This window comes from Pseudomonas sp. R11-23-07 (genome assembly GCF_003852295.1).
In the GTDB taxonomy this organism is placed as follows: Bacteria; Pseudomonadota; Gammaproteobacteria; order Pseudomonadales; family Pseudomonadaceae; genus Aquipseudomonas.
The window spans coordinates 2,594,596-2,619,712 of record NZ_CP027761.1; the positions used below are offsets into that span (position 1 = coordinate 2,594,596).

At 59.5% G+C, this 25,117-nt stretch carries 21 protein-coding genes; 9 read left to right on the forward strand and 12 right to left on the reverse strand.

The genetic code is table 11. The features are described from left to right. Positions 1–516: 516 nt before the first annotated feature. The 7 genes from C4J84_RS11790 to C4J84_RS11820 all read right to left on the reverse strand — a co-directional run bounded on the left by C4J84_RS11790 (position 517) and on the right by C4J84_RS11820 (position 7,969). A complete protein-coding gene (locus tag C4J84_RS11790) occupies positions 517–2,157 on the reverse strand; it encodes a BatD family protein (RefSeq protein WP_124429499.1) in 1,641 nt (546 codons plus the stop codon). Further along, entirely contained in the window at positions 2,154–3,893 is a 1,740-nt protein-coding gene (locus C4J84_RS11795; protein WP_124370569.1) for a tetratricopeptide repeat protein, read from the reverse strand. The genes C4J84_RS11790 and C4J84_RS11795 overlap by 4 nt, the downstream gene beginning before the upstream one ends. Further along, the gene (locus C4J84_RS11800; protein ID WP_124409733.1) at positions 3,890–4,978 is read right to left on the reverse strand and encodes a VWA domain-containing protein; all 1,089 of its coding nucleotides are present in this window, start codon (positions 4,976–4,978) and stop codon (positions 3,890–3,892) included. Before C4J84_RS11800 ends, C4J84_RS11795 begins: the two co-directional genes overlap by 4 nt. Beyond that, a complete protein-coding gene (locus C4J84_RS11805) occupies positions 4,971–5,465 on the reverse strand; it encodes a DUF4381 domain-containing protein (RefSeq protein ID WP_124366887.1) in 495 nt (164 codons plus the stop codon). Before C4J84_RS11805 ends, C4J84_RS11800 begins: the two co-directional genes overlap by 8 nt. Next, complete coding sequence (locus tag C4J84_RS11810; RefSeq protein ID WP_124362678.1) at positions 5,462–6,394, reverse strand: DUF58 domain-containing protein; 933 nt, start codon at positions 6,392–6,394, stop codon at positions 5,462–5,464. The genes C4J84_RS11805 and C4J84_RS11810 overlap by 4 nt, the downstream gene beginning before the upstream one ends. A 5-nt stretch (positions 6,395–6,399) precedes the next feature. Further along, positions 6,400–7,359: a MoxR family ATPase gene (locus C4J84_RS11815; RefSeq protein WP_020301524.1), complete on the reverse strand. Its 960-nt coding sequence runs from the start codon at positions 7,357–7,359 to the stop codon at positions 6,400–6,402. Between the two features lie 256 nt (positions 7,360–7,615). Further along, positions 7,616–7,969, reverse strand: coding sequence for a hypothetical protein (locus C4J84_RS11820; protein WP_124435383.1), 354 nt, complete (start codon positions 7,967–7,969; stop codon positions 7,616–7,618). A 471-nt stretch (positions 7,970–8,440) separates the two neighbouring features. On the opposite strand from C4J84_RS11820, the gene C4J84_RS11825 reads away from it, so the two are divergent. Beyond that, positions 8,441–13,309 (forward strand): NAD-glutamate dehydrogenase, encoded by a 4,869-nt coding sequence (locus tag C4J84_RS11825; RefSeq protein ID WP_124435384.1) that lies wholly within the window; start codon positions 8,441–8,443, stop codon positions 13,307–13,309. A gap of 164 nt (positions 13,310–13,473) precedes the next feature. Here the strand turns inward: C4J84_RS11825 and C4J84_RS11830 are convergent, their stop codons facing one another. The 3 genes from C4J84_RS11830 to C4J84_RS11840 all read right to left on the reverse strand — a co-directional run bounded on the left by C4J84_RS11830 (position 13,474) and on the right by C4J84_RS11840 (position 16,315). Continuing rightward, positions 13,474–14,160, reverse strand: a complete 687-nt coding sequence (locus C4J84_RS11830; RefSeq protein WP_124366890.1) for a GntR family transcriptional regulator — start codon at positions 14,158–14,160, stop codon at positions 13,474–13,476. Between the two features lie 17 nt (positions 14,161–14,177). Then, entirely contained in the window at positions 14,178–14,879 is a 702-nt protein-coding gene (locus tag C4J84_RS11835) for a FadR/GntR family transcriptional regulator (RefSeq protein WP_124362682.1), read from the reverse strand. A 125-nt stretch (positions 14,880–15,004) separates the two neighbouring features. Next, positions 15,005–16,315 carry a C4-dicarboxylate transporter DctA gene (locus tag C4J84_RS11840; RefSeq protein ID WP_124435385.1) on the reverse strand — a complete coding sequence of 437 codons (1,311 nt, stop codon included), beginning with the start codon at positions 16,313–16,315 and terminating at the stop codon, positions 15,005–15,007. A 231-nt stretch (positions 16,316–16,546) separates the two neighbouring features. Here C4J84_RS11840 and C4J84_RS11845 point away from each other — a divergent pair, with 231 nt between their 5' ends. After that, complete coding sequence (locus C4J84_RS11845; protein ID WP_124435386.1) at positions 16,547–17,176, forward strand: DNA-3-methyladenine glycosylase I; 630 nt, start codon at positions 16,547–16,549, stop codon at positions 17,174–17,176. Between the two features lie 9 nt (positions 17,177–17,185). On the opposite strand, the gene C4J84_RS11850 is transcribed toward C4J84_RS11845, so the two are convergent. After that, positions 17,186–18,340, reverse strand: coding sequence for a DUF1624 domain-containing protein (locus tag C4J84_RS11850; protein WP_124435387.1), 1,155 nt, complete (start codon positions 18,338–18,340; stop codon positions 17,186–17,188). Positions 18,341–18,437: 97 nt separating this feature from the next. On the opposite strand from C4J84_RS11850, the gene C4J84_RS11855 reads away from it, so the two are divergent. The 7 genes from C4J84_RS11855 to yfcF all read left to right on the forward strand — a co-directional run bounded on the left by C4J84_RS11855 (position 18,438) and on the right by yfcF (position 24,842). Then, positions 18,438–18,989: a DUF924 family protein gene (locus C4J84_RS11855; RefSeq protein ID WP_124435388.1), complete on the forward strand. Its 552-nt coding sequence runs from the start codon at positions 18,438–18,440 to the stop codon at positions 18,987–18,989. 285 nt (positions 18,990–19,274) lie between these two features. Next, positions 19,275–20,459, forward strand: a complete 1,185-nt coding sequence (locus tag C4J84_RS11860) for an aminotransferase class I/II-fold pyridoxal phosphate-dependent enzyme (RefSeq protein ID WP_124435389.1) — start codon at positions 19,275–19,277, stop codon at positions 20,457–20,459. Between the two features lie 82 nt (positions 20,460–20,541). Next, the gene (locus tag C4J84_RS11865) at positions 20,542–21,660 is read left to right on the forward strand and encodes an MFS transporter (RefSeq protein ID WP_124435390.1); all 1,119 of its coding nucleotides are present in this window, start codon (positions 20,542–20,544) and stop codon (positions 21,658–21,660) included. Position 21,661: 1 nt separating this feature from the next. Then, positions 21,662–22,528 (forward strand): CoA ester lyase, encoded by an 867-nt coding sequence (locus C4J84_RS11870; protein ID WP_124435391.1) that lies wholly within the window; start codon positions 21,662–21,664, stop codon positions 22,526–22,528. A gap of 2 nt (positions 22,529–22,530) precedes the next feature. Continuing rightward, positions 22,531–23,040, forward strand: a complete 510-nt coding sequence (locus C4J84_RS11875; RefSeq protein WP_124435392.1) for a MaoC family dehydratase — start codon at positions 22,531–22,533, stop codon at positions 23,038–23,040. A 25-nt stretch (positions 23,041–23,065) separates the two neighbouring features. Then, positions 23,066–23,986: an ornithine cyclodeaminase family protein gene (locus tag C4J84_RS11880; RefSeq protein WP_124370580.1), complete on the forward strand. Its 921-nt coding sequence runs from the start codon at positions 23,066–23,068 to the stop codon at positions 23,984–23,986. Positions 23,987–24,209: 223 nt separating this feature from the next. After that, on the forward strand, positions 24,210–24,842 hold the full coding sequence (gene yfcF, locus C4J84_RS11885) for a glutathione transferase (protein ID WP_124370581.1): 633 nt from the start codon (positions 24,210–24,212) through the stop codon (positions 24,840–24,842). On the opposite strand, the gene C4J84_RS11890 is transcribed toward yfcF, so the two are convergent. Further along, positions 24,817–25,089 (reverse strand): hypothetical protein, encoded by a 273-nt coding sequence (locus C4J84_RS11890; RefSeq protein WP_124362687.1) that lies wholly within the window; start codon positions 25,087–25,089, stop codon positions 24,817–24,819. The two genes, yfcF and C4J84_RS11890, sit on opposite strands and share 26 nt — an antisense overlap. Between the last annotated feature and the right edge of the window lie 28 nt (positions 25,090–25,117).

The following is a 25,117-nucleotide window of genomic DNA, read 5'->3' on the forward strand; positions in this document are numbered from 1 at the left end:
CACTCTTTTGCCGATCTCACACGTCAAAAGGTGGCAGCTATGTGCGGGGTGAGATACCGGAAAGCAGGACCCGGCCAGACCAAAGTCTGCCCGCACATAGCCGCCATAGACGGTTGTAGCGCATGGCGCCTGCTAATACACGGGATCTCACACCCGGTCGCTGATATGCAGCGACGAAGCGAAGGCTAGCCAGTGGATTGAGCAGGCGCAAGGCCGAAGGATTGTCTAGGAAACGTCCTGCAAATTAAAGCGATATGGATTGCTGGCCTTTAACAATGCATGTCCAGCAGGCGGCGCAGGTCAACTGTGGGAGGGGGCTTGCCCCCGATGGCAATGGATCAGTGACAAGTATGTTGACTGACACACCGCTATTGATCGTTCCCACGCTCTGCGTGGTAATGCCTCCTGGGACGCTCCGCGTCCCGCTAAGCAGCCGTGACGCAGAGCGTCACGGGCTGCATTCCCACGCGGGAGCGTGGGAACGATCTTAGGTGGGGGCTTGCCTCGTGTCAGGGGCTATTTGGGGTAAAGCGGCGGCAAGCTGGTGGTATCGGTGGCCGGGTCTTGTTGGCGCTCGGCCACGGGGATGGCTTTGATTGCACGCCACAGGTCTTCACCCAGCCAATACTGGCCACTCTCGCTGTACAACGCGCCGTTCAACCCGTCCAACGCATCCGACAGCGGCACGAAGCGTGCGGCCATGTCGGCGAGGGTTTCCGGTTGTTGGCGGGCCCAGGCATCCAGGGCCTGGCGGGTGGCGTGGGGGTCGTTGGCCTGGGTGGCGCGCTTGAGGTCGTCGAGCAGGGTGCGCGGGCTGGGGCCGGTTTGCGCGGCGCGTTGCACGGCGGGTTGGCGGCGGGCGCGCCACCATAGGCCGAAGCCCAGCAGAGTAGTGCAGGCCAGCAGCAAGGTGCTGAGCTGCCACAGCCACAGGCGTTCGTCATCCGGCGCGGTGATGACGGTCGGCATGGCGGGGGTGTCCACCACCAGGCTCGGGTTGACCGCCACTTGCAGGGTGCGGGCCGGCAGGCTGGTGCGTTCCAGGTGGTCTTCGTGGGTGTTCCACCACACCACTTCCACGGCGGGCAGTTCCAGCGCACCGGCACGGGTGGGCACCAGTGCTTCGCGGTCTTCGCGGCTGCCGATCAGGCCACGGTCGCTGGTCTGGTTGCCCAGTACCGGTTGGTCCGGGTAGCGGCGCAGGCCGTTGACGTCGGTACTGGGCAGCGCCGGCAGTTGCGCGCTGGACAGGCCCTCGACCTTGACTGTGAGGCTGCGCGTCAGCGAGTCACCGACCTGCACATGCTCAGGCGCCGGGTTCCAGGCTTCGTCCAGGCTCAGGCTGCGCGCCGGCAACCAGGGCGTGTCGGCGGGGTAGAACTCGGGCTTGGGCTTGACCGTCAGCGCAAGCGGCGCCGAGCTTGCGTGGATCAGCTTGCCCGGCTTGGTGCCCTGCAGCGTGTTCTCCTGGGGAGGGCGCGATTCCACCAGGGTCGCGCTGAAGGTCTGCGCCCCAATCGCCAAGGCCCCGCTGTGCTGCGGATAGATCGCGTAGCGGGTTTCGATCACGCCATGGCGAATGCTGTTGATGACTTTTTCATAGGTGCGCGACTCGCCCAATTGCTCGACCCGAGCGTCGGGGATTTGCAGGGGCGTGAGGCTGCTGTCGTCATACAGCGACACCGAGTGATACACGCGTACGGTCAACAGGGCTTGGGCCTGCACGTAAACGCTGGTCTGGTCGAGGTTGGCTTCGACGAACACCGGTGCCAGTTCGGCGCTGGTGTTCTGGCTGGCGGTTTCCAGCACTTGCAGGGTGATCGGCTGGGTCTTGAGGTCGCCCACTTGCAGGGGCGGGATCACTACGGTGCCGTTTTCCCGGGGCAGCAGGGTGATGATCCAGCGCGTGGTCGCGTGGTTATCGCCGCCCAGGGTGGTGAGCTGGTTGATCTGGCGCGTGCCGCTGACTTCGAACTGCGCATCCAGGGGCGACAGGTCGGGCTTGCCGAACTGGGTCACGTCGCTGGATTCCACCGTCAGCTCTACCGTTTCCCCTGAGTTGAGGCGGCTGCGGTCGACGCTGGCGACCAGGTTCGCCGCCTGGGCGTGGCCTGCCGACAAAGCGAGCAAGAGCAGAAGGGTGGTGCGGCGGCTCATCGAGTCTTGTCCTGATGTTGTTGCTGTTCGTACCAGAATTTGCGTCGCAGCAGTTCACCGGGGTTGTCCGGGATCTGTTGCAGCCATTGCTCCAACGCCTGGCGGTGTTCGCCTTCAAGGCTGGCATCGGCGGGGCGTAGCGGCGGCGTGGTGGTTTGCTCGTCGCCCAGCTCGCTGCCTGGCACGTCGTTACCGTCGGTTGGCGGCGCGCCAGCGGTGTCGGTGGCGCCGTTGGCGGCTTGGCCCTGACCCTGGGTGGATTGTTCGCCACCCTGGGCATTTTGCCCGTCGGCGCCCGGTTGCGCAGTTTGGCCGGGTTGGGTGGTTTCGTCATCCTGGTTTTTTTCGGGTTCGTCGGGCTCAGGCTGGGCTTGTTCGCGTAGCAGGTTTTCCACCAGCGCCTTGTTCTTCAGGGCCGGCTGCAGATCGGGTTGGGCTTCCAGCGCCTGTTCGTAGGCATCGATCGCGGCTTCCAGCTCACCCGATCGGGCCAGGGCATTGCCGCGATTGTAGTGGGCGTAGGCGTTGTCACCCTGGGCAAAACGCTTGATGGCTTCGGCATAGTTACCGGCTTCGTACAGGGCCACGCCTTGCCATTGCGGGTCCTGGAAGCGTTCGGCGGCCTCGGCCGGGCGTTTTTTCTTCAGCAGGTACTGGCCTTGCTGGTCGGGGCGCAGCCACAGGTCCTGGAATTCGAAGGCATAGCTGGGCTGCGGTGCGGCCATCAACAGCAGCGGCAGGCAGAACAGCCAGCCGCGACGCCCGGCGCAGGCGGCCAATAGCAGCAGCGGCAGGAGCAGCCAGTAACCCTGGTCGGCCCAGGTGTCCAGGCGCAGCAGTTGACCGTCGTCGCGCAAGGCCTGGGGCGGGTCGAGTACGCCGAGTTGGCGCAGGTCTTTGTCGTCCAGGCGCGCGGCCCGGTAGCGGCCGCCCATTTCGCTGGCGAACGCCTTGAGGGTCGGGCTGTCGAGGCGTGGGATCAGGATCGCGCCCTGTTCGTCCTTGAGGAATTCGCCGCTTTCCTGGGTGACTGGCGTGCCTTCACGGCTGCCGATGCCGAGGATCGACAAGCTCGGCGCCTGGCTGCCTTGCAACAGCAGCCGGATACCTTGGCGCTCCTGTTTGGACAGCGACGAGCCGATCAGCAGCAGGCGCCCCTGGCCGAGGCCGCCGTGCTTGAGCAGGGCCAGGGCTTTTTCCACGGCCAGGTCGGCGCGGTGGCCGGGCTCGGGCATGATCGAGGGGCGCAGCGCTTCAAGCAGGTTACGGCTGGTGGCCAGGTCATCCGACAGTGGCACCAGGGTGTGGGCGCTGCCGGCATACACGACGATGGCGGTTTGCGCATCGGTGCGTGCCTGCAGCAAGTCATAAAGCTTGCGCCGCGCCTGTTCGAGACGGTTGGGCGGGCTGTCGGTGGCGAGCATCTGCGGGGTGAGTTCCAGCAGCACCACCAGCGGGTCGGAAGGCTTCTGGCTGAGTTGTTCAACCCGTTGCCAACTGGGCCCCAGCAGCGCCAGCAACGCCAGCAGCCAGGCGATGCCCAGTACCACCCAAGGCGATTTGCTTTCGCGGCCGTTGCCGCCACTGAGCAGCGTGGCATGGAAGGCCTGGGGCAGGATGAGCTGCCAGCGCCCGGCGCGTTTTTGCCGGTGCCACAGTTGCCACAGCAACCAGCCGAGCAGCGGCAGCAGCAACAGCCACCACGGGCGCAGCCAGTGCGGCCACAAAGCGATCATCGACGCCTCCGCAAGCGCAGGCGCTTGAGGCGCTGGCGCCATTCCGGGCTCTGTGGCAGGAACATGCCCTTACTCGAGAGTTTGGTGTACAGCCGCTGCAAGGCGTTGTTCGGCCAGCGTTCGTGCACCACCAGCAACAGGCTGAGGAGCAGCGCCAGGGCCAGCGGGCCGCTGTACAACGCGTGGGCCGGGCGGGCCTGGGTGGGCTGCTGTTCGACGGGCTCGAGGGTGTCGAGGGTGGTCTTGATCTGTTCCAGCTCGTTGCCATCACGGGCGCGGAAATACTGGCCGCCCGTCGCCTCGGCGAGGGCCTTCAGCGCCGGCTCGTCGAGGTCCAGGCTCGGGTTCACGCCGAGAATGCCCAGGGAGCCGGTTTGCTCAGGGTCGGCGCCGATGCCGATCGGGTAGATTTTCACGCCTTCTTCAGCGGCCAGGCGCGCGGCGGTGAGCGGGTCGATTTGCCCGGCGTTGTTGGCGCCGTCGGTCACCAGGATCAGCACGCGGCTTTGCGCCGGGCGCTGGCGCAGGCGTTTCAGGGCCAGGCCGATGGCGTCGCCGATGGCGGTGTTCTTGCCGGCGATGCCGATGCGCGCCTCATCCAGCCAAGTGCGCACGGTGCGCCGGTCGAAGGTCAGCGGTGCTTGCAGGTAGGCCTGGCTGCCGAACAGGATCAGGCCCACACGGTCGCCTTCACGGCCCTCGAGAAAATCCCCGAGCAAGTGCTGGACCAGCGCCAGGCGGCTGACGTCTTCGTCCTGCCAGTGCATGTCGGGAAAATCCATGGAGCCGGAGACATCCACCGCCACCAGCAAATCGCGGCCACTGGCGGCAATCGGCAGCGGCTCGCCGAGCCATTCCGGGCGGGCGGCGGCGGTCAACAGCAACAGCCACAGCACCACGAACGGTGCCTGCTGGCGCCAGCCCGGCAGGTTCACCCGGGCGCGACGCCGGGCCAGGCTTTCGAGGTCGTTGAGGTAGCTGACTTTCAACGCGGGTTCGCCACTGTCGGCCGCCGGCAGGACCAGGCGCATCAACCACGGCAACGGCAACAGGACGAAGATCCACGGCCAGGCGAACTCAAACATGTTTGCGAATCCAGGTGTCGACGGCTTGGGTCAGGCCAGCGATGGCCTTGTCGTCGAGTTTGCATTCAGGCTTGTAGGCGCCTTCGACCAGCACCATCCAGCGCGTGAGGCCGGCGGCGGGGCAGCGGTTATCGAGGAACGCCAGCCATTTGCGGCCGTTGAGGGTGTGGCTTTGGCTGTAGGGGTAGTCGTTGCGGCACAGGCGCTTGAGCAAGCCATTGAGTTGCTGCAGCCAGGCCCCGGCGGGCGCGCCGTCATAGGGTTTGGGCATCAGCGCCAGCTCGGCCAGGGCGGCAATGCGCAGCGGGTCCAGCGGTTGTTCGGCGCGGGCCACGGGGCGGCGCGTGGGCAGGAAACGGCGCAGCCACCACAGGCCCCAGCCCAGCATCGGGAGCAGCAGCAACAACAGCCACCAGCCCGGCGCGGGCGGCCAGAAGCCGATGGCAGGCGGGGCGATCAGCGGTTGCAGTTGGTCGAGGCTGCTCATTGTTTTCTGACCGGGCGTTGCGGGTTGAGGTATTCGCGCAGCTGCTCGACCATTTCACTCTGGGTGCTCAACGGCATCAACAAGACGCGCAGCTTTTGCGCCAGCAACTCCCAGCGGGCGATGCGTGCTTCAGCCTGGGCCTTGTAGGCCTGGCGCAAATCGAAATTGAGCGTATCGAGTTCCAGTTGCGCGCCTCGTTGCGCGAAACGCAGCAGTCCTGCGGCGGGCAGGGCATGGTCCAGCGGGTCGGAGATGGGCAGCAGCAACAGGTCGCAATGGCGCGACAACAGGCTCAGTTGCTGCTCGGCGCCTTCAGTCAGCGCCCGTTCATCACAGATCACAATGCCCAGGCTGCCGGGGCGCAGCACTTCGCGGCCACGGCGCAGGGCCATGCCCAACGCGTCGGCTTCAGGCAGGCTTTCGGTGTTCAGGCTCTGGTTGACCCGCACCAGGCGGTTAAGCAGTTGCAGCAGGCTTTGCTTGCTGCGCCGGGGTTTGATTTCGTAGTGCTCGCTGTCGCCGAACACCAGGCCGCCCACGCGGTCGTTATGCCCCAGCGCGGCCCAGCCGATCAGGCTGGCGGCTTGTGCGGCGAGCACCGACTTGAACATCTGCCCCGAGCCGAAAAACAGCCGGCAGCTTTGCTCGACCATGATGAAAATCGGCCGCTCGCGCTCTTCGTGGAACAGCTTGGTGTGGGGCTCCTGGGTGCGTGCGGTCACGCGCCAGTCGATGGTGCGCACGTCGTCCCCGGCCTGGTACACGCGCACCTGGTCGAAATCCACACCGCGCCCGCGCAGCTTGGAGTGGTGCAGGCCGATCAGCGGGCTGCGCTGGCCGGGGGTGGAAAACAGCTGCACTTCACGCACGCGATGGCGCATCTCGATCAGCTCACTGAGCGTGACGTGGATACCCGCACTCGCGTTCATCGGCTTCAAGCGACGGCAACGACGTCAAGAATGCGTTGCACCACGCGGTCCTGATCAACGCCTGCGGCTTCGGCCTCGAACGACAGAATGATGCGGTGGCGCAACACGTCGAACAGCACCGCCTGGATGTCTTCGGGGCTGACGAAGTCGCGGCCGGCCAGCCAGGCATGGGCGCGCGCGCAACGGTCCAGGGCGATGGAGCCGCGCGGGCTGGCGCCGTAGGCAATCCACTCGGCCATTTCCGGGTCGAACTTGGCCGGGGTGCGCGTGGCCATGACCAGCTGCACCAGGTATTCCTCCACCGCATCGGCCATGTACAGGCCGAGAATTTCCTTGCGCGCGGCGAAGATCGCCTGTTGGCTGACGCGGCGCTCGGGCTTGGTTTCGCCGTTGAGCGCTTCACCACGCGCCTGTTGCAGGATGCGCCGTTCGACGGCGGCATCCGGGAAACCGATCTTGACGTGCATCAGGAAACGGTCGAGCTGGGCCTCCGGCAGGGGGTAGGTGCCTTCCTGCTCGATGGGGTTTTGCGTGGCCATCACCAGAAACAGCGGCGACAGCTCGTAGGTGCTGCGGCCCACGCTGACCTGACGCTCGGCCATGGCCTCGAGCAGCGCCGACTGGACCTTGGCCGGTGCGCGGTTGATTTCGTCCGCCAGCACCAGGTTGTGAAAGATCGGCCCCTGTTGAAAGACGAAGCTGCCGGTTTCCGGGCGATAGATTTCGGTGCCGGTGATGTCGGCGGGCAACAGGTCGGGGGTGAACTGGATACGATGGAACTGCGCTTCGATACCTTCGGCCAGCTCTTTGATGGCCTTGGTCTTGGCCAGGCCCGGCGCGCCCTCGACCAGCATATGGCCGTCGGCGAGCAGGGCGATCAGCAGGCGATCGATGAGTTTTTCCTGGCCGAGAATCTGCGTAGAAAGAAAGGTTCGCAGCGCAAGCAGCGCTTCACGATGTTCCATCGATGACGGTTCCTGGAAAGATGAGCCCGGGTGTCAGGGAAAAACACCGGCCTGGGGCGCTTACTTTAATGCATCGTGGGGTGCGGCGACTAACGGCGTGACGGGTATTTTTGGCAAAACTTGTAGGAAATTTGTGTGGAGTGCGGTCAATGTGGGAGGGGGCTTGCTCCCGATGACAGTGTGTCAGGCACTTCTATATGACTGGCCCGCCGCAATCGGGAGCAAGCCCCCTCCCACATTTGATCCTGGGTGCAGCTTAAATTCGCGTGTAGGTGCCAGTGCCTTTGAGGATGTTCTGCAGGGTTTCCTCGACCTCGGCCAGGTCGGAGGCGGCCGTGGCGTGGGTGATCTGCAACTGATCCTTGCCCCCCAGCGCATCCGCATCGCCGGCCGCCAGTTCGATCAATAAGCGGGTGTCGCCCAAGGTGACTTTCAGCCCATCCAGGGTCGAAGGCTCGTAATCCCAGGTCAGTTCCACCTCGTCTTCATCCGGATACCGGCTCAGCATGAACATCTCGCCGTTCTTGCCGTGGCAGCAGAGCATGGCCATGCGGTCTTCTTCGTCGTCGCACGGCGTCGCTATCAGGGCATCGGTTTTCAGTTGCAGCATGGGGAATCCTGTGTGGAGGAGGGCGTTTGCGCCGGGTGATTGTGCCATTGCGGCGAATTTTATGCTGCATTGTGTGTCAGACCGAGTGCATGACCTGGCGGGCCAAAGCAGTCATTTTTGATACTGGCGGGCCTGAATATTGCCGGTTGCCCAAGTCGCAACCCCACACCTGCTTACCGATGACCGAATATGTCGCAGCACCGCAAGCAGCCGGCTTCCTACACTCGTTAAGCTGCGCAACGGATGTGCCCCGTGCCAGGCGCCTGACCTGCCCGTCGTACCGTCACCCGGCGCGGTGTGTATCTTGTGGAAGTTGTATGTGACCTGACTGTCTTGTCCAGCTTCACCCACCTGTCACTCTGATTGGTTTATGGTGCTTGTCATCACGACCAGAACAGAGCTGACGGTCTCCCCGCAAGGGGATAACACGCGACGCTTCCATCAATAACAAGCCCAAGCGGAGTACCACAGATGGCGTTCTTCACCGCAGCCAGCAAGGCCGACTTCCAGCACCAACTGCAAGCGGCACTGGCGCAGCACATCAGTGAACAGGCACTGCCACAAGTGGCGCTGTTCGCTGAGCAATTCTTCGGCATCATTTCCCTGGACGAACTGACCCAGCGTCGCCTTTCCGACCTGGCCGGTTGCACCCTGTCTGCCTGGCGCCTGCTTGAGCGCTTCGACCACACCCAACCGCAAGTGCGGGTCTACAACCCCGATTATGAACGTCATGGCTGGCAGTCGACCCACACCGCGGTCGAAGTGCTGCACCATGACCTGCCATTTCTGGTGGACTCGGTACGTACCGAGCTCAACCGCCGTGGCTACAGCATCCACACCCTACAAACCACCGTGCTCAGCGTGTGCCGTGGCAGCAAGGGCGAGCTGCTTGAAATCCTGCCCAAGGGCACCCAGGGCGAAGGCATCCTGCAAGAGTCGCTGATGTACCTGGAGATCGACCGCTGCGCCAACGCCGCCGAACTGAATGTGTTGAGCAAAGAGCTCGAGCAGGTGCTGGGCGAAGTGCGCGTGGCCGTGGCCGATTTCGAGCCGATGAAAGCCAAGGTCCAGGACCTGCTGGCCGGTGTCGACGCCAGCGCATTCGTGATCGACGGCGAAGAAAAAGCCGAGATCAAGAACTTCCTCGAATGGCTGGTGGGCAACCATTTCACCTTCCTTGGCTACGAAGAGTTCGTGGTACGTGACGAGGCGGACGGCGGTCATATCGAATATGACGCCAGCTCTTTCCTCGGTCTGACCAAGCTGCTGCGCGCCGGCCTCACCGCCGAAGACCTGCGCATCGAAGACTACGCCGTGGCCTACCTGCGCGAACCGACCGTGCTGTCGTTCGCCAAGGCTGCACACCCCAGCCGTGTGCACCGTCCGGCTTATCCGGACTACGTGTCGATCCGCGAGATCAGCGCCGACGGCAAGGTCATCAAGGAACACCGCTTCATGGGCTTGTACACCTCCTCGGTGTACGGCGAAAGCGTGCGGGTGATCCCTTATATCCGTCGCAAGGTCGCGGAAATCGAGCGCCGCTCGGGCTTCCAGGCCAAGGCGCACCTGGGTAAAGAACTGGCCCAGGTGGTTGAAGTACTGCCGCGTGACGACCTGTTCCAAACCCCGGTCGATGAGCTGTTCAGCACGGTGATGTCGATCGTGCAGATCCAGGAACGAAACAAGATCCGCGTATTCCTGCGCAAAGACCCGTACGGCCGTTTCTGCTACTGCCTGGCCTACGTGCCGCGTGACATCTATTCCACCGAAGTGCGCCAGAAAATCCAGCAAGTGCTGATGGATCGCCTGAAAGCCTCGGACTGCGAATTCTGGACCTTCTTCTCCGAATCCGTGCTGGCCCGTGTGCAGCTGATCCTGCGGGTTGACCCGAAGAATCGCCTGGACATCGACCCGCTGCAGCTGGAAAAAGAAGTGGTGCAGGCCTGCCGCAGCTGGCAGGACGACTACGCCAGCCTGGTGGTGGAAAGCTTCGGCGAAGCCCACGGCACCAATGTGCTGGCGGACTTCCCGAAAGGTTTCCCGGCCGGCTACCGCGAGCGTTTCGCCGCGCACTCGGCCGTGGTCGACATGCAGCATCTGCTCAGCCTCACCGAAGCCAACCCGCTGGTGATGAGCTTCTATCAGCCGCTGGGCCAGGTTTCCGGCCAGCGCGAGCTGCATTGCAAGCTGTATCACGCCGACACTCCGCTGGCGCTGTCCGACGTGCTGCCGATCCTGGAAAACCTCGGCCTGCGCGTGCTGGGTGAGTTCCCGTATCGCCTGCGCCACGCCAATGGCCGTGAGTTCTGGATCCATGATTTCGCGTTCATCGCCGCCGAAGGCGTGAACCTGGATATCCAGCAGCTCAACGACACCCTGCAGGACGCGTTCGTGCATATCGTCCACGGCGATGCCGAGAACGATGCGTTCAACCGCCTGGTGCTCACCGCCGGCCTGCCATGGCGTGACGTGGCGCTGCTGCGCGCTTACGCCCGTTATCTGAAGCAGATCCGCCTGGGCTTCGACCTTGGCTATATCGCCAGCACCCTGAACAACCACACCGACATCGCCCGCGAGTTGACCCGGTTGTTCAAGACCCGCTTCTACCTGGCGCGCAAGCTCACCGCCGATGACCTGGAAGACAAGCAGCAACGCCTGGAACAAGCGATCCTCAGCGCCCTGGACGACGTTCAGGTGCTCAACGAAGACCGCATCCTGCGTCGCTACCTCGACCTGATCAAGGCGACGCTGCGCACCAACTTCTACCAGTCTGACGCCAACGGCCAGAACAAGTCGTACTTCAGCTTCAAGTTCAACCCCCATGCAATCCCCGAGCTGCCCAAGCCGGTGCCGAAGTTTGAAATCTTCGTCTACTCGCCACGCGTCGAAGGCGTGCACCTGCGCTTTGGCAACGTGGCCCGTGGCGGCCTGCGCTGGTCCGACCGTGAAGAAGACTTCCGTACCGAAGTGCTCGGCCTGGTAAAAGCCCAGCAAGTGAAGAACTCGGTGATCGTGCCGGTGGGCGCCAAGGGCGGCTTCCTGCCGCGTCGCCTGCCGTTGGGCGGCAGCCGTGACGAGATCGCGGCCGAGGGCATCGCCTGCTACCGCATCTTCATTTCCGGCCTGTTGGACATCACCGACAACCTCAAAGACGGCGCCCTGGTACCGCCGGCCAATGTCGTGCGCCATGACGACGATGACCCGTATCTGGTGGTGGCGGCGGACAAGGGCACTGCGACCTTCTCCGACATCGCCAACGGCATCGCCATCGACTACGGCTTCTGGCTCGGTGACGCGTTCGCCTCCGGCGGTTCGGCCGGTTACGACCACAAGAAAATGGGCATCACCGCCAAGGGCGCGTGGGTCGGCGTGCAGCGTCACTTCCGTGAGCGCGGCATCAATGTGCAGGAAGACAGCATCACCGTGGTGGGCGTCGGCGACATGGCCGGTGACGTGTTCGGTAACGGCTTGCTGATGTCCGACAAGCTGCAACTGGTCGCGGCCTTCAACCACCTGCACATTTTCATCGACCCGAACCCTAACCCGGCAACCAGCTTCGTCGAGCGCCAGCGCCTGTTCGAACTGCCGCGTTCGGCCTGGACCGACTACGACACCAGCATCATGTCCGAAGGCGGCGGTATCTTCTCGCGCAGCGCGAAGAGCATTGCCATCTCGCCACAGATGAAAGAACGCTTTGACATCAAGGCCGACAAACTGACCCCGACCGAACTGCTCAACGCCTTGCTCAAGGCGCCGGTGGACCTGTTGTGGAACGGCGGTATCGGTACCTACGTCAAGGCCAGCACCGAAAGCCACGCGGATGTGGGCGACAAGGCCAACGATGCGCTGCGCGTCAACGGCAACGAGTTGCGCTGCAAGGTGGTGGGCGAGGGCGGTAACCTGGGCATGACCCAGCTGGGCCGTGTGGAATTCGGCCTCAATGGCGGCGGTTCCAACACCGACTTCATCGACAACGCCGGTGGCGTGGACTGCTCCGACCACGAAGTGAACATCAAGATCCTGCTCAACGAAGTGGTGCAGGCCGGCGACATGACCGACAAGCAACGCAACCAGTTGCTGGCGAGCATGACCGACGAAGTCGGCAGCCTGGTGTTGGGCAACAACTACAAGCAGACCCAGGCCCTGTCCCTGGCCGCGCGCAAGGCTTACGAGCGTGCCGCCGAGTACAAGCGCCTGATGAGCGACCTGGAAGCCCGTGGCAAGCTGGACCGCGCCATCGAGTACCTGCCGACCGAGGAGCAGCTCGCCGAGCGCGCTGCGGATGGCAAGGGCCTGACGCGTCCGGAGCTGTCGGTGTTGATTTCCTACAGCAAGATCGACCTCAAGGAAGCGCTGCTCAAGTCCCAGGTACCGGATGACGATTACCTGACCCGTGACATGGAGACCGCGTTCCCGCCGAGCCTGGTGGCCAAGTTCTCCGAGGCCATGCGTCGTCACCGCCTCAAGCGCGAGATCGTCAGCACCCAGATCGCCAACGACCTGGTCAACCACATGGGCATCACCTTCGTTCAACGGCTCAAAGAGTCGACCGGCATGAGCCCGGCGAACGTGGCTGGCGCCTATGTGATCGTGCGCGACATCTTCCACCTTCCGCACTGGTTCCGTCAGATCGAAGCCCTGGATCACCAGGTGTCCGCCGATGTGCAACTGGAGCTGATGGATGAGCTGATGCGCCTGGGCCGCCGCGCCACGCGCTGGTTCCTGCGCAGCCGTCGCAACGAGCAGGACGCCGGGCGTGATACCGCGCATTTCGGTCCGCACCTGGCGGCGCTGGGCCTCAAGCTTGACGAACTGCTGGAAGGCCCGACCCGTGAAGGCTGGCAGAACCGTTACCAGGCCTACACCCAGGCCGGCGTACCGGAGTTGTTGGCGCGCATGGTTGCAGGCACGACCCACCTGTATACCTTGCTGCCGATCATCGAAGCCGCCGATGTGACCGGGCATGACGCCGCCGAAGTGGCCAAGGCCTACTTCGCCGTCGGCAGCGCCCTGGACCTGCCGTGGTACCTGCAGCAGATCAGCGACCTGCCGGTTGCCAACAACTGGCAGGCCCAGGCCCGCGAAGCCTTCCGCGACGACGTGGACTGGCAGCAACGGGCGATCACCATTTCGGTACTGCAAATGGCCGACGCGCCACAAGACATGGAAGCCCGCGTGGCCCTGTGGCTTGAGCAGCACCAGGACATGGCTGATCGCTGGCGCGCAATGATGGTGGAAATTCGTGCAGCGGTTGGCACGGACTACGCCATGTATGCGGTGGCCAACCGTGAGTTGCTGGACCTGGCGTTGAGCGGTCAGTCGGTGTTGCAGCCGGCGTGATGCGTTCGTAGTACCCATGTGGGAGGGGGCTTGCTCCCTCCCACACTGATCGTTCCCACGCTCTGCGTGGGAATGCCTCCCGTGACGCTCCGCGTCGCCCGCTCTCAGTCGGGACGCGGAGCGTCCCCAGCGGCATTCCCACGCAGAGCGAGGGAACGATCAGCTCAAGGGTGTTTGAGCAATTTGCTTTCCAGGTGATCCAGATGCTGGGTCATCAAGCCCACCGCAGCGCTTATGTCGCGCTGCTCGATCGCATCCACAATCGCCACATGCTCCTGCCACGCGCAATACGTGCAGGCTTTCGCTTCATATTGGGCAATCACCAACGACGTCAGCGGCACCAGGCTGTTGAGGAACTGGGCCAGCGGGCCATTGCCTGCGATGGCAGCCAACAACAGGTGAAACTCCCCGGACAAACGCAGCGCCGGCCCGCGCTGGTCGCGCTCGATGCAGTCGCGTTCGCGGCTGATCAATTCCCGTAACTGACGTAGCTGTGCACCGGTGGCCTGGGCGCACACCAGTTGCACCACGGTGATTTCAGTCAGGCGCCGCGCTTCGAGGATCTGCCGCGTCTGGTGTGCATCCGGCGCCGCCACCTGGGCGCGGTGGTTGGGGCGCAGGATGATCACCTGCTGATGGGACAGCTTGGCCAGCACCCGGCGAATCACACTGCGGCTCACCCCAAAGGTTTCACCCAGGCTTTCTTCGGTAAAGCGGCTGGCCGGGGCGATGCGCTGCTCAAGGATCGCATCGAACAGGCGTGGGTAGATGTCATCCACCGAGGGCTTTTTGCCCGCTACCAGACGCAGTGCGGGGAGGAGGGGGTCGCGTTGCAGCGCGTGAGCGTTCATGGCTGGTCTCCAGAGTATCAACTGCCCAGATGGTCGTCCGGGATGTTCAAGCGGATGCCCATGCGCAGGCCTTCCTGCAGGATGTGCCGACGCATTTCGGCACTGGCCAGGGCGCTGTTCTTGTTACGGATGGCTCGCACCACCGCCTCGTTCTCGCGCAGGCGCTCGGCCAGGTGTTCAGGGGAATTGCGCAGCACCTGGGCGCTTTGCTTGAGCGCGTTGCTGGTTTGTTGCACCACGTTCTGGAAAATCGGGTTGGAGGTCAGGGCGAACAGTTCTTCGTGAAAGCCGATATAGGCGTTCATGCCGGCTTCGGCATCGTCGGCATCGAGGGCTTCGCGCATGTCCATCAGGGTCAGGCGCAGTTGGCCGATTTCCTTGCTGCTGATGGACTGGGCGACCAGGCCGACGATGAAGGGCTCGAGGGTGTAGCGCAGTTGCAGGATGTCTTCCAGGCTGGCGTCGGCCACCGCGTCGCTCGACTGCGGCCCGCTGACACTGGTTTCCAGCACCACCACGCCTTTGCCGGGCATGGAGCGCACCAGACCGAGGGTTTCCAGCACAATTACCGCTTCACGCAGGCTCGGGCGGCTGATGCCCATCTGCTCGGCCAGTTCACGCTGGCCGGGCAGCATTTCCCCACGCCGCCACTGGCCGCGCGCCAGGGCGGCGCGCAGTTTTTCTACGACTGAATTGACGACGGTTGAGGTGCTGATCACGTCGTTATCTCCTTAATGTTGCGAATACAATTGTCAGGCTGATACTGGGCAAATGTGGGAGGGGGCTTGCCCCCGATAGCAGTGTGTCAGTCACAGAACCCCTCCCAGATTGGCCTGTGTCGCCTTCAGAATTCCTGGTGCGCCGGCACCACCGGCTTCTTCGCCTGGAACGCATAACCCTGCTGGCCGTCCAGTACCTTGTTGGCACGCTGGATATCAATGTCTTTTTCCCAGCGCGCAATCGCCACGGTAGCGACGCAGTTGCCGATCAGGTTAGTCAAGGCCCGGCCAATGCCCATGAACCAGTCCACCGCGAGGACCAACACCAGGCCGACCACCGGAATCGCCGGGATCGCCGTAAGCGTTGCCGCCAGAATCACCAACGCCGAGCCCGGAATGCCGTGGGCGCCTTTGGAGGTGATCAACGAGACCAGCAGGATGGTCAGCAAGTCGGTCATCGACAACGGGGTGCCGGTGGCGTTGGCGATAAACACGATGGCGAGGGTCAGGTAGATGGAAAAACCATCCAGGTTGAACGAGTAACCGGTAGGAATCACCAGGCCAACGGTGGAGCTGCCGATACCCAGATGCTCCAGCTTGCGCATGATCTGCGGCAGCACCGCGTCGGACGACGCCGTGCCCACCACGATCAGCAGCTCTTCGCGCAGGTACTTGAGCAGCGGCAGCATGCGCAGCCCGGAAAGGCGCATCACCAGGCCCAGGATCAGCCCGACGAAGGCAAAGCAGGTCAGGTAGAACAGGCCCACCAGGCTGCCCAGGTGTTGCAGGGAGTCCAGGCCGTAGGTGCTGGTGGTGAACGCGATGGCGCCGAACACGCCAATCGGCGCCAGGCGCACGATCATGCCCATGATGCGAAAGATCACATGGCTCAATTCATTGATCAGCCGCGAGATGCCGGAAGCCGCTTCACCCACCAGGTTCAGCGCGCTGCCGAACAACACGGAGAACAACAGCACCTGCAGCACGTTATTCTCGGCAAAGGCACCGATCACCGAGTTGGGAATCAGGTCCATCAGGAACTGGCTGGTGCCGCGAATGTGCTGGCCCTTGTCGGCCAGTTCATTCAGGCCGGCGGAGGACAGTTGCTCCAGATGAATATTCGCGCCGCTGCCGATGCCGGTGCTGAAGGCCATGATCAGGCCGAGCACCAGGGCGACGGTGGTCAGCACTTCAAAGTAGATCACTGACTTCAAGCCGATGCGCCCGACTTTCTTCAAGTCGCCGGCGCCGGAAATGCCGCTGACCACTACGCAGAACACGATCAGGCCGATCAGCATTTTGATCAGCTTGATAAAGCCATCACCCAGGGGTTTGAGTTGCGAGGAGAATTCGGGAAGGGCCAGGCCGCAAATGACGCCGAGTATCAGGCCAATCACGACTTGCAGGAAAATCGAACGCGAGCACCATCTGAGCATGGGAAGGATCTCTATTCGGTGCCCTGGTGGTTCCAGGGCTTAATTGTTGTGGTCTTACCGGTAAGTCCAGTGCGCGGCCAGTCTACGCTCGGTTTTTTTCAAACCACAAGCAAATATTCGGCGGTCGAGGGGTGCCGGTCTGACCAGTGCGCCTGCAACCGCGATGCTTGAGCGGTTGACGGGGCGCAAATTTTTTTGCGTATCATCCGCGCTCGGCATGCGAGGTGATAAATGGACCCATCAGGGCTGACAACGGACGAAACCGGGCGCACCCACTGCGCGTGGCGCAACGCCGCGCCGCAATACCCGCAGTACCACGACCACGAGTGGGGCGTGCCCGTGGCGGATGACATCCAGTTGTACGAGAAAATTTGCCTGGAAGGCTTTCAGGCGGGTATGGCGTGGATCACCATCTTGCGCAAACGCGAGCAGTTTCGGCAGGCATTCGACGGCTTTGATTTTCACAAGGTGGCGCAGTACGGCGAGGCGCAGATCGAACGCTTGATGAACGACCCCGGTATCGTGCGTAACCGGGCGAAGATCCTGTCTACGATCAACAATGCGCGCCGCGCCTGTGAGCTGGTCAGCGAGACCGGTTCCCTGGCGCGCTGGCTCTGGTCTTTCGAGCCCGGCCCCGAGGAGCGCCCGCCGCTTGTGGACATGGCGTACTGGACGGCCAACCCGACGTCACCGGCTTCGGTGCGACTGTCCAAGGCGCTGAAGAAACGTGGCTGGACCTTTGTCGGCCCGACCACGATGTATGCGTTGATGCAGGCGATGGGGATGGTCAATGATCATCTGCAGGGTTGCGTTCGCCGTGAGCAAATCGAAGCGCTACGCCGCCAATTCGAACGACCCTGAGTCATTGCCTCAAAGATATTTGAGCCAAGTGATATCCCTGCGCCGCGCCTTAAGCCCGGCAAACCAGCGCACCGGCCGATACAACGCCAGAGGCAGCGCGAACGCCGCCAACCACACGGCGCCCATGCTGTCGAACCCGAAGTAATTGCCGTGATTCAACCCAAACAACGCGACGGCAGCGACATACAACAGTTTGAGCACATACAGGTGCAGCAGATAAAAGAACATCGGCGCCGCGCCAAATACCGCAAGGATGCTGATCCAGCGTTTCTGCGCGGCCCGTTCGAACGCCAGCAGCAATAGCAGGCCGATGCCCAGCGTCAGCGCCAGGAACAACAGCGAAGGCGGGTATTTGGTGATGTTGAAATAGCTCATCACTGTCTGCACGCCGCCGTCATAGGCCTGCCAGGGTTTTTCGCCATAGCCATTGGCCGCCCGCAACAGCACGAAACCCAGCAACGCACCGGCACCCGCCAGCAGCAAATAACCCTGGCGCACGGCGGGCAGGGCGGCATTCGCAAACCATGGGCCGAGGCCGTAGCCCAGGGCGATCACGCCGATCCACGGCAACACCGGATACGTCACGCGCAGGCGCAGGGTATCGGACACCTCGATCCAACTGCGCTCATGCAGGATCGACCAGGCAATCTGCAAGGCCGATCCGGGCGCGAAATGCACGCCATCGAGCAAGTTATGCCCGGCAATGATCGCCAGCGCCAGGGTGATCAGCAACGGGCGCGGTAACCACACCAGCGCGGCGAGGGCGAGCATGCTCACGCCAATCGCCCAGATCACCTGCAGGTAAATCACACTGGGCGGCAACTGGAAGGTCCAGGCGAAGTTGACCAGCGTGAACTCCAACACCACCAGAAACAGACCCCGCTTGAACAAAAATGCCGACACCGCGCGCCGGCCCTGGTATTTCTGCCCATACAGCCAGGCCGATAAACCGGTGAGCAGCACAAACACCGGCGCGCACAGATGGGCGAGGGTACGGCTGAAAAACAGCGCCGGCTCGGTCGCGTCGATGCTCATCGGGTCGCCCACCTGGCGGTGCAGCAGGAAGGTTTCGCGCACGTGGTCGAGCAACATGAACAGGATCACCAGGCCGCGCAGGGCGTCAATGGAAAGCAGGCGTGGGCGTAGGGCAACTGCGTCAGGCATGGGGGGCGGTTCACAAGGCAGGGCGGAGATGTGGCGTTATTGTATAACATTAATCAGCACTTTGCCGCGTCGCGCAGGTGCGTTCTCGGAGGCACCCATGACACGAGTAAATTCACAATCGGCCGAGGTCGTGATCAAGTTCTGGAAACAGGCTGGGCCAAAGCGCTGGTTTGCCAAGGACGATAAGTTCGACACGCGCTTTCGCGACATTTTCTATGCCACCCACCTGCAAGCGGCGCGACGCGAGCTGGAGGATTGGCTGGCCTCACCCCACGGCGCGCTGGCCTTATTGATCCTGCTGGACCAGTACCCACGTAATGCTTTTCGCGGCACGGCACATATGTTTGCCACCGACCCGCTGGCGCGCCTGTATGCGCAGCAGATGGTGGCCGCCGGGTTGGACCAATTGATCGAACCCGAGCTACGTGCGTTTTGTTACCTGCCGTTTGAGCACTCGGAAGACCCTGATGACCAGCAACGCTCCATCGCGCTTAATCAGCCTTTGGGTGCCAGCACTTTTTACTGGGCCAAGGAACATGCGCAGATCATCGAGCGGTTTGGGCGATTTCCACATCGTAATAGGGTGTTGGGGAGGGAGAACACACCGGCGGAGCAAGGGTTTTTGGATGAGGGCGGGTTTGCGGGGTAGGTATCGGGGGAAATACGCTGCTGAGTTTTGAATTATTCATCGAGAGCGGTCGCGCCTTCATGTAGGTGCGACTGTACGCGTAAAACGAGTTCTGGATAACGACTCGGGATTGGGTTTGAGTGTGTCATGGAGCCATAATTATCATCTCGAAGGTTAATATTGTTATTTGAGGAATTTGCCTACAGGAATTTGAGTCGTATCCTATATCTTGCCCGCTTGTAAAATATTTCCACGTGTTCAAGTATTACTACCGACTTGTCATCCTCAACACGGATAGGTAGATGCATGAACAGTTATTCTAATATTAAAAAAATTTTTTCAGCGGGAGAACCTTTTTGGGAAAGCACCCAAGAAGCTGGTATGAGTGGCATCGTTGCTGAAAATATTGGTAGTGGTGTAATGGAGATCGTCGGAAAGCGTTTTATAAATATGTGTTCTTACTCGTATTTAGGCTTGGATTCAAATCCGAATATCTTAGAAGGAAGTCTGTCAGCACTAAGAAGCACGCGGGTGCTGAATTCTTCTACTTCCAGAGTGCGAATCAAACTGCCACTGCTCGAAGAGGCAGAAGCTTCGTTGTCGGAGTTGTTTTCAGTCAATGCGCTGACGACGTCATCTTGTGCTTCGGCGGCATCTGCAATGCTGCCTTTGTTAGCGGCAGGTTTTTTTACAGGGAATGAACCGCCAGTAATGGTTTTTGATCGTTCTGCACATTTTTGTTTGAATCTGCTGAAGCCTATTTGTGCCGATGAAACGCAGGTTCTGACTGCTCCCCATAACGACCTGAACTTCCTGGAAGACTGCTGCAAAAGAAATTCCCGAGTTGCCTATGTTGCAGATGGCGTCTACAGCACTGGAGGCGTTGCAAAAATAAAGGACCTGATGGGTTTGCAAGATAAGTATGGTTTGTTCGTTTTCTACGACGAAGCGCACGGATTATCTATCAAAGGACGCAATGGGCGAGGCGTGGTCCTTGAGGAAATGGGCGGGGTAAATGCGCATACGATGATCATTGCTTCATTGAATAAGGGATTTGGTGCTTCTGGAGGCGTCATTTTTTTTGATGACACGATTAAAAGCTCAAGCTTATTGAGGTTTGGTGGACCTCTCTCATGGTCTCAGCGGATCAATACGGCTGGTCTAGGCGCTATATTGGCTTCTGTTCGAATACATGCGTCCAATGAGATAAATATTCTCCAAAATAAGCTGGCCGAAAAAATAGCCAGATTTGATGAGCTTATGCCGAATGCGGCACTTGGAGATGGGCTTCCCATACGGCTGATACCAATGGTTGACGAACGCCACGCGATTTCAGCTGCTGCGGAACTGATGCGTCAGGGTTTTTACACGTCTCCACTATTTTATCCAATTGTCGCGAAGAATGCGCCCGGTTTGCGAATCATGTTGAGAGCCAATCTTCAAGATGCTGATCTAGTGAGGTTCTGTACCGCAGTGAAGTCAGTACTTTGATTATTCTACTTACGTCAATTGCTCTGGAGAGATTAAAGTGCGGTCAGATACTAGGGTGCAAGTGCTGGCGTGCAGTGCAACGATGGTAGCTCAGTTAGGGGTCACGCTTTATTTGCCTGCTACTCCAGATATCGTTGAATCGCTCTATATGAGCGAATCGCAAGGTTATACTTCCATGCTCATGTACTTGGGAGGCGCAGTAGTACCACTTGTATTTGCCGCTCGTATTGTTGCCGCTTTCGGTCGTGCAATCGTATTGCTAGGTTTCTGTTGTACGCTTTTCGGTGGAAGCCTCTTGTGTATATGGGCTTCCGATTCTACGGATTTTTATATTTCCAGACTTCTGCAAGGAGTGGGGGGAGGCGGTGCAGCCCTGATAGCTCGGGCATTATTGTCTGAGATTTATTCGGGGATAGCGTTGGCGAAAAGTTTGTCGCTACTATCCTATGCGTTTGTTTTTTCGTTAATTGCCGGCCAGGTTGCAGGTGGCTATCTTGTCTCGGTTTTCCATTGGAAAATTCTCTCTTTGATTGTGATTGTTGGTTCGATCGTAATTATGTGTCTGCTGCTGCCTGTGAGAGAGAGATTATCTTTGCTGGATGCTCGGGGTCGACGGCGTGTATGTGCTTCAAGCTACGCGCATATAATAGTTCAGCGCTCTTTTTATTTGCCGGTGATAGTGGGCGGATGTAGTTATGGGTTATTTGTCATCTATCAAGGTATGGGAGTATATGTATTTGATTTGATGTTGGGGTGGAGCAGTTCCGAGTACGGACTTTTTGGCGTTGGGTTAGGCATAGCTTATTTTTTTGGGGCGTTGTCTGTGAGATTGGCATTAAGGTGGATGGGTACATATTCTGTTACGTTGCTAGGCGTCAGTGTGATGGCTTTAGCAGTTTTGCTGTTTTTATTAGCCATATTAGAGTACGTGGGGCGGCATGTTGTGGTCATGTCATATTTTGCAATTTGGTATGCGCAAGCGGTCATGTACCCATGTGTCGCGTCTATGGCTGTAAAAAAAAGTGCAGGTATAGAGTCAATGATGTTGTTTAGCTTTTCGCAGCAGTTTGTAGCACTGTTGTTTGGGGCACTAGCGACAGTGGCCATTCCGTTTGGAATGCACGGTGTAGCATGGCTGGCTATTGGTTTAGGTAGCTGTGGTGCGGTAGTGGCTATTCGCCTGTCAATAAAGAGGAGCTGATATGGATATGCTGGCTAGAAGTTGGTTGTGTATTCCTGCCTTGAAGGAAGGGCTTGAAGAGAAAATTATTCAATCTGCAGCGGATGTCGTGTTGTTGGATTTGGAGGACTCCATCCCCACTTACAAGAAGCAGATTGCGCGTGACCGGCTTTTAAGATTGGATCGCTCAATATGGAATCAGTGTCCTCTGGCAGTTAGGGTCAACTCGCTCTCCAAGCCGGAAGGCATCAGGGACTTGGTCTTTTTAATGAACAATAACATTGTTCCGAAATTTTTGGTAATCCCAAAGGTGGAGACTTCTGGTGAGTTGCGGATAGTCGGGGAGTTAATGTCCGTCGCAGGGTCGCGTACACAGGCTTTTGGTATTATTGAGACGCTAAAAGGGCTGCGAGGTATTGATGCAATTATTAAGGAGTCTGAAAATTTATGCGGGCTGATTTTGGGAAGTGCAGATTTGTCATCTGAGATCAGTTTTCGTATGTCTAAGTCAGCCATGATGCAAATAAAATGCGAGGTTGCCCTCGCTGCGCTGAGTGCAGGCCTGAAAGTTATAGATACTCCGTGTTTTAACTTAAAGTGTGACAAGCAATTGGAGGCTGAAATTGAATTGGCTAAAGAGTTCGGTTATTCAGGCAAAATCGCAGTCCACCCCTCACAGGTAAGTATAATCAACACATTGTTCTCTCCTTCGCAAGAAGAATTGGAAAAAGCCAAAGCCATTGTTAACGGTTTGGAATCGTCTGAGCTATCGACGGCCATAGGTTCTATCGACGGAGAAATGATAGGGCCGCCCTTTGCGGTTTTAGCGAAGAAGCTACTAGCCACTCACCAGATGGTGCTGCATAAAGAAAGCAAAAGAGGGATATGAGTATGGCGAATATTTCCATCAAGGCATTAAGCAAGCTAGTTGAGCTTTCACCTGGACGTTATCGGGAAGATCACGGCCTCAATTTCGATGAATTTAGCGTGGGGGACACTTATGAACATAGGCCGGGTCGCACTATTACCGATGCTGATAATACATGGATGTCTTTAATTTGTATGAATACTCATCCTCTGCATATAAATTCGGATTACGCGAAGGGAACTGAATTTGGTGCGCTCTTGGTGTCCAGTCTCGTCACGTTCTCGATCGTGGGCGGGATGAGCTTGGCGAGCACCAGTAACAAAGGTATTGCGAATCTTGGTTGGGACAAGGTGCGTCTTCTGGCTCCGGTATTTGTGGGAGATACCATCTATGCTGAAAGTGAGGTTATAGCGAAACGACGCTCCGAAAGCCGTCCCGGTCAGGGAGTTGTTACGGTGCGAACGAAGGGGGTTAAAGCTTCCGGTGAAGTGTTTTTATCGTATGAGCGTAGCTTTCTAATCGAGCTTTCTTAGGTGATATGCGAGACAAGAGGTGGATGTGGAAATTCTGGATGATTCGGCTGTACGGAATGTAATGGGTATGAGCGACGCCATTTCAGCGTTACGCGAAAGTTATAGTCGCTCTAACGAATTGGATTATCCACCTCGGACACTGATTAGAAATAGTGAACAAAGTGCTACGTTTGGCGTGATGCCTATTTTTTCCAGGCTTGATAATTTATTTATAGTGAAAGTGATATCCCACCATATTCTTAATGTTAGCAAAGGCTTAAGTTCAATTAATGGTGTCATTGTAGTGCAGGAGGGATCGAATGGACAGATCAAGGCGCTGCTTGATGCGTCTACAGTAACGTCTTTACGAACGGGTGCCACCGCTGGGCTCGCGACTGATCTGCTCGCGCGTAAAGATTCGAAGAGGCTGGCTGTTATTGGTACTGGAGCCCAAGCGATGGCCGCGCTTGAAGCTGTGCTCTGCGTAAGAGATATCAAGGATGTCGCTGTGTATTCTCGCAGCAAGGAAAATGTCAGAGTCTTTATTGAGCGTGCCGTTGATAGATTTTCTAAGAATCTGACGTTCAACCGCTGCAAAGATGTACGATCTGCAATTAAGGATGCTGACATACTGTGTACCGCTACAACCTGCGCTCAGCCTTTATTTTCCAGTAGTGATGTACTGGAAGGTGTACATGTAAACGCTATTGGAAAACACACGACAGTGTCGCGCGAGTTTCCAATCGAACTTGTTCCTCGTTCAATACTGATGGTAGAGGATCGCGAGACGGCGATTCGAGAAGCGGGAAATTATCATTATGACTCGATTTCAATTTCAGAGATGTTGCAGCAGGAATACCTTAAATATCAGAGTAAAACTACAATTTTCTCTTCGGTGGGGACAGCCTTTCAGGATGCATGTATTTGTGTAGCTATATTGAAAAAACTGAAACTGCTTGAGGCGTAGTGCCGTTCGTTAATTTATCGATCAGGCTCGCCGCTGGTGCTTGCTTGTTACCTAACTGTGAACAGGCTTTAACCCTTCCGGCAAACTGTCCAATATGGAATGTCTGCGTGCTGGAGGGTTGTCACTGCCGCTATTCCCACCAGGAATGCCCCCATAAAAACAGCGCATTGTCTTTATCGCCCCGGATCTCGTAGCGTTAGGTCTCATTTCAAGGAGATCGTCCATGAGCCACCGTGCGCTGCGCCTTTACGTTGATTCGCTGTTCACTAGCCCCTATGCCATGTCGGTGTTCGTCGCCTTGCGCGAAAAGGGTTTGGCGTTCGAGACCGTGCCGATGGACCTCGATGCCGGCCAGCATCAGGCTGCGCAATACGCGCTTTTGTCGCTGACCCAGCGTGTGCCGACGCTAGAGGACGGCGATTTTGCTCTGTCGGAATCCTCGGCAATCACTGAATACCTGGACGAAGTCTACCCCGGCACCCGCGTTTACCCGGTCGATCTGCAGCACCGGGCGAGGGCGCGGCAGGTGCAAGCATGGCTGCGCAGTGACTTGCTGCCGATCCGCCAGGAGCGTTCGACGCTGGTGGTGTTCTGCGGGCAGAAAATGCCGCCCTTGTCGCCACTGGCCGGCGCGGCGGCAGACAAGTTGATCAGCGTGGCGCAGGGGTTGCTGGCGGGTAGCCCGGATTACCTGTTCGGCAGCTGGTCGATCGCCGACGTGGATCTGGCGCTGATGCTCAATCGCCTGATCCTCAACGGCGACGCGGTGCCCGCCGAGCTGGTGGCGTACGCGCGGCGTCAGTGGCAAAGGCCGTCGGTGCAGGCGTGGGTCAACCAGCCACGCCTTGGGGTGTAGCGCTTTCGTTGATTTGCGCGACGCGCCGGTCCAGGTCTTCCCAGTCCGCCATGCCCAGCACGCGCGTGGTATTCAAGCCGCGCAGGTAGCCACGCAGCTGCTGGGCACTGGAGGCTTGCTCGTCGGCGCCACTGGCCTCGTTCAGCAGCACATTTTCATATTCGACCAGGTAATCGGCGACCCGCTCGCGAAACTCCGGCAATACGGCTTCGCGGATGCGGTCGAAGGTTTTCTGGTGAGGCTTCATGGCGTGGTCCTTATAGGTTTTATGGGGC

Bases quoted from the DNA above. Each gene is read 5' to 3' on its own strand.
- C4J84_RS11790 (WP_124429499.1), bottom strand. From the start codon at position 2,157: ATGAGCCGCCGCACCACCCTTCTGCTCTTGCTCGCTTTGTCGGCAGGC.
- C4J84_RS11795 (WP_124370569.1), bottom strand. From the start codon at position 3,893: ATGATCGCTTTGTGGCCGCACTGGCTGCGCCCGTGGTGGCTGTTGCTG.
- C4J84_RS11800 (WP_124409733.1), bottom strand. From the start codon at position 4,978: ATGTTTGAGTTCGCCTGGCCGTGGATCTTCGTCCTGTTGCCGTTGCCG.
- C4J84_RS11805 (WP_124366887.1), bottom strand. From the start codon at position 5,465: ATGAGCAGCCTCGACCAACTGCAACCGCTGATCGCCCCGCCTGCCATC.
- C4J84_RS11810 (WP_124362678.1), bottom strand. From the start codon at position 6,394: ATGAACGCGAGTGCGGGTATCCACGTCACGCTCAGTGAGCTGATCGAG.
- C4J84_RS11815 (WP_020301524.1), bottom strand. From the start codon at position 7,359: ATGGAACATCGTGAAGCGCTGCTTGCGCTGCGAACCTTTCTTTCTACG.
- C4J84_RS11820 (WP_124435383.1), bottom strand. From the start codon at position 7,969: ATGCTGCAACTGAAAACCGATGCCCTGATAGCGACGCCGTGCGACGAC.
- C4J84_RS11825 (WP_124435384.1), top strand. From the start codon at position 8,441: ATGGCGTTCTTCACCGCAGCCAGCAAGGCCGACTTCCAGCACCAACTG.
- C4J84_RS11830 (WP_124366890.1), bottom strand. From the start codon at position 14,160: ATGAACGCTCACGCGCTGCAACGCGACCCCCTCCTCCCCGCACTGCGT.
- C4J84_RS11840 (WP_124435385.1), bottom strand. From the start codon at position 16,315: ATGCTCAGATGGTGCTCGCGTTCGATTTTCCTGCAAGTCGTGATTGGC.
- C4J84_RS11845 (WP_124435386.1), top strand. From the start codon at position 16,547: ATGGACCCATCAGGGCTGACAACGGACGAAACCGGGCGCACCCACTGC.
- C4J84_RS11850 (WP_124435387.1), bottom strand. From the start codon at position 18,340: ATGCCTGACGCAGTTGCCCTACGCCCACGCCTGCTTTCCATTGACGCC.
- C4J84_RS11855 (WP_124435388.1), top strand. From the start codon at position 18,438: ATGACACGAGTAAATTCACAATCGGCCGAGGTCGTGATCAAGTTCTGG.
- C4J84_RS11860 (WP_124435389.1), top strand. From the start codon at position 19,275: ATGAACAGTTATTCTAATATTAAAAAAATTTTTTCAGCGGGAGAACCT.
- C4J84_RS11865 (WP_124435390.1), top strand. From the start codon at position 20,542: ATGGTAGCTCAGTTAGGGGTCACGCTTTATTTGCCTGCTACTCCAGAT.
- C4J84_RS11870 (WP_124435391.1), top strand. From the start codon at position 21,662: ATGGATATGCTGGCTAGAAGTTGGTTGTGTATTCCTGCCTTGAAGGAA.
- C4J84_RS11875 (WP_124435392.1), top strand. From the start codon at position 22,531: ATGGCGAATATTTCCATCAAGGCATTAAGCAAGCTAGTTGAGCTTTCA.
- yfcF (WP_124370581.1), top strand. From the start codon at position 24,210: ATGAGCCACCGTGCGCTGCGCCTTTACGTTGATTCGCTGTTCACTAGC.
- C4J84_RS11890 (WP_124362687.1), bottom strand. From the start codon at position 25,089: ATGAAGCCTCACCAGAAAACCTTCGACCGCATCCGCGAAGCCGTATTG.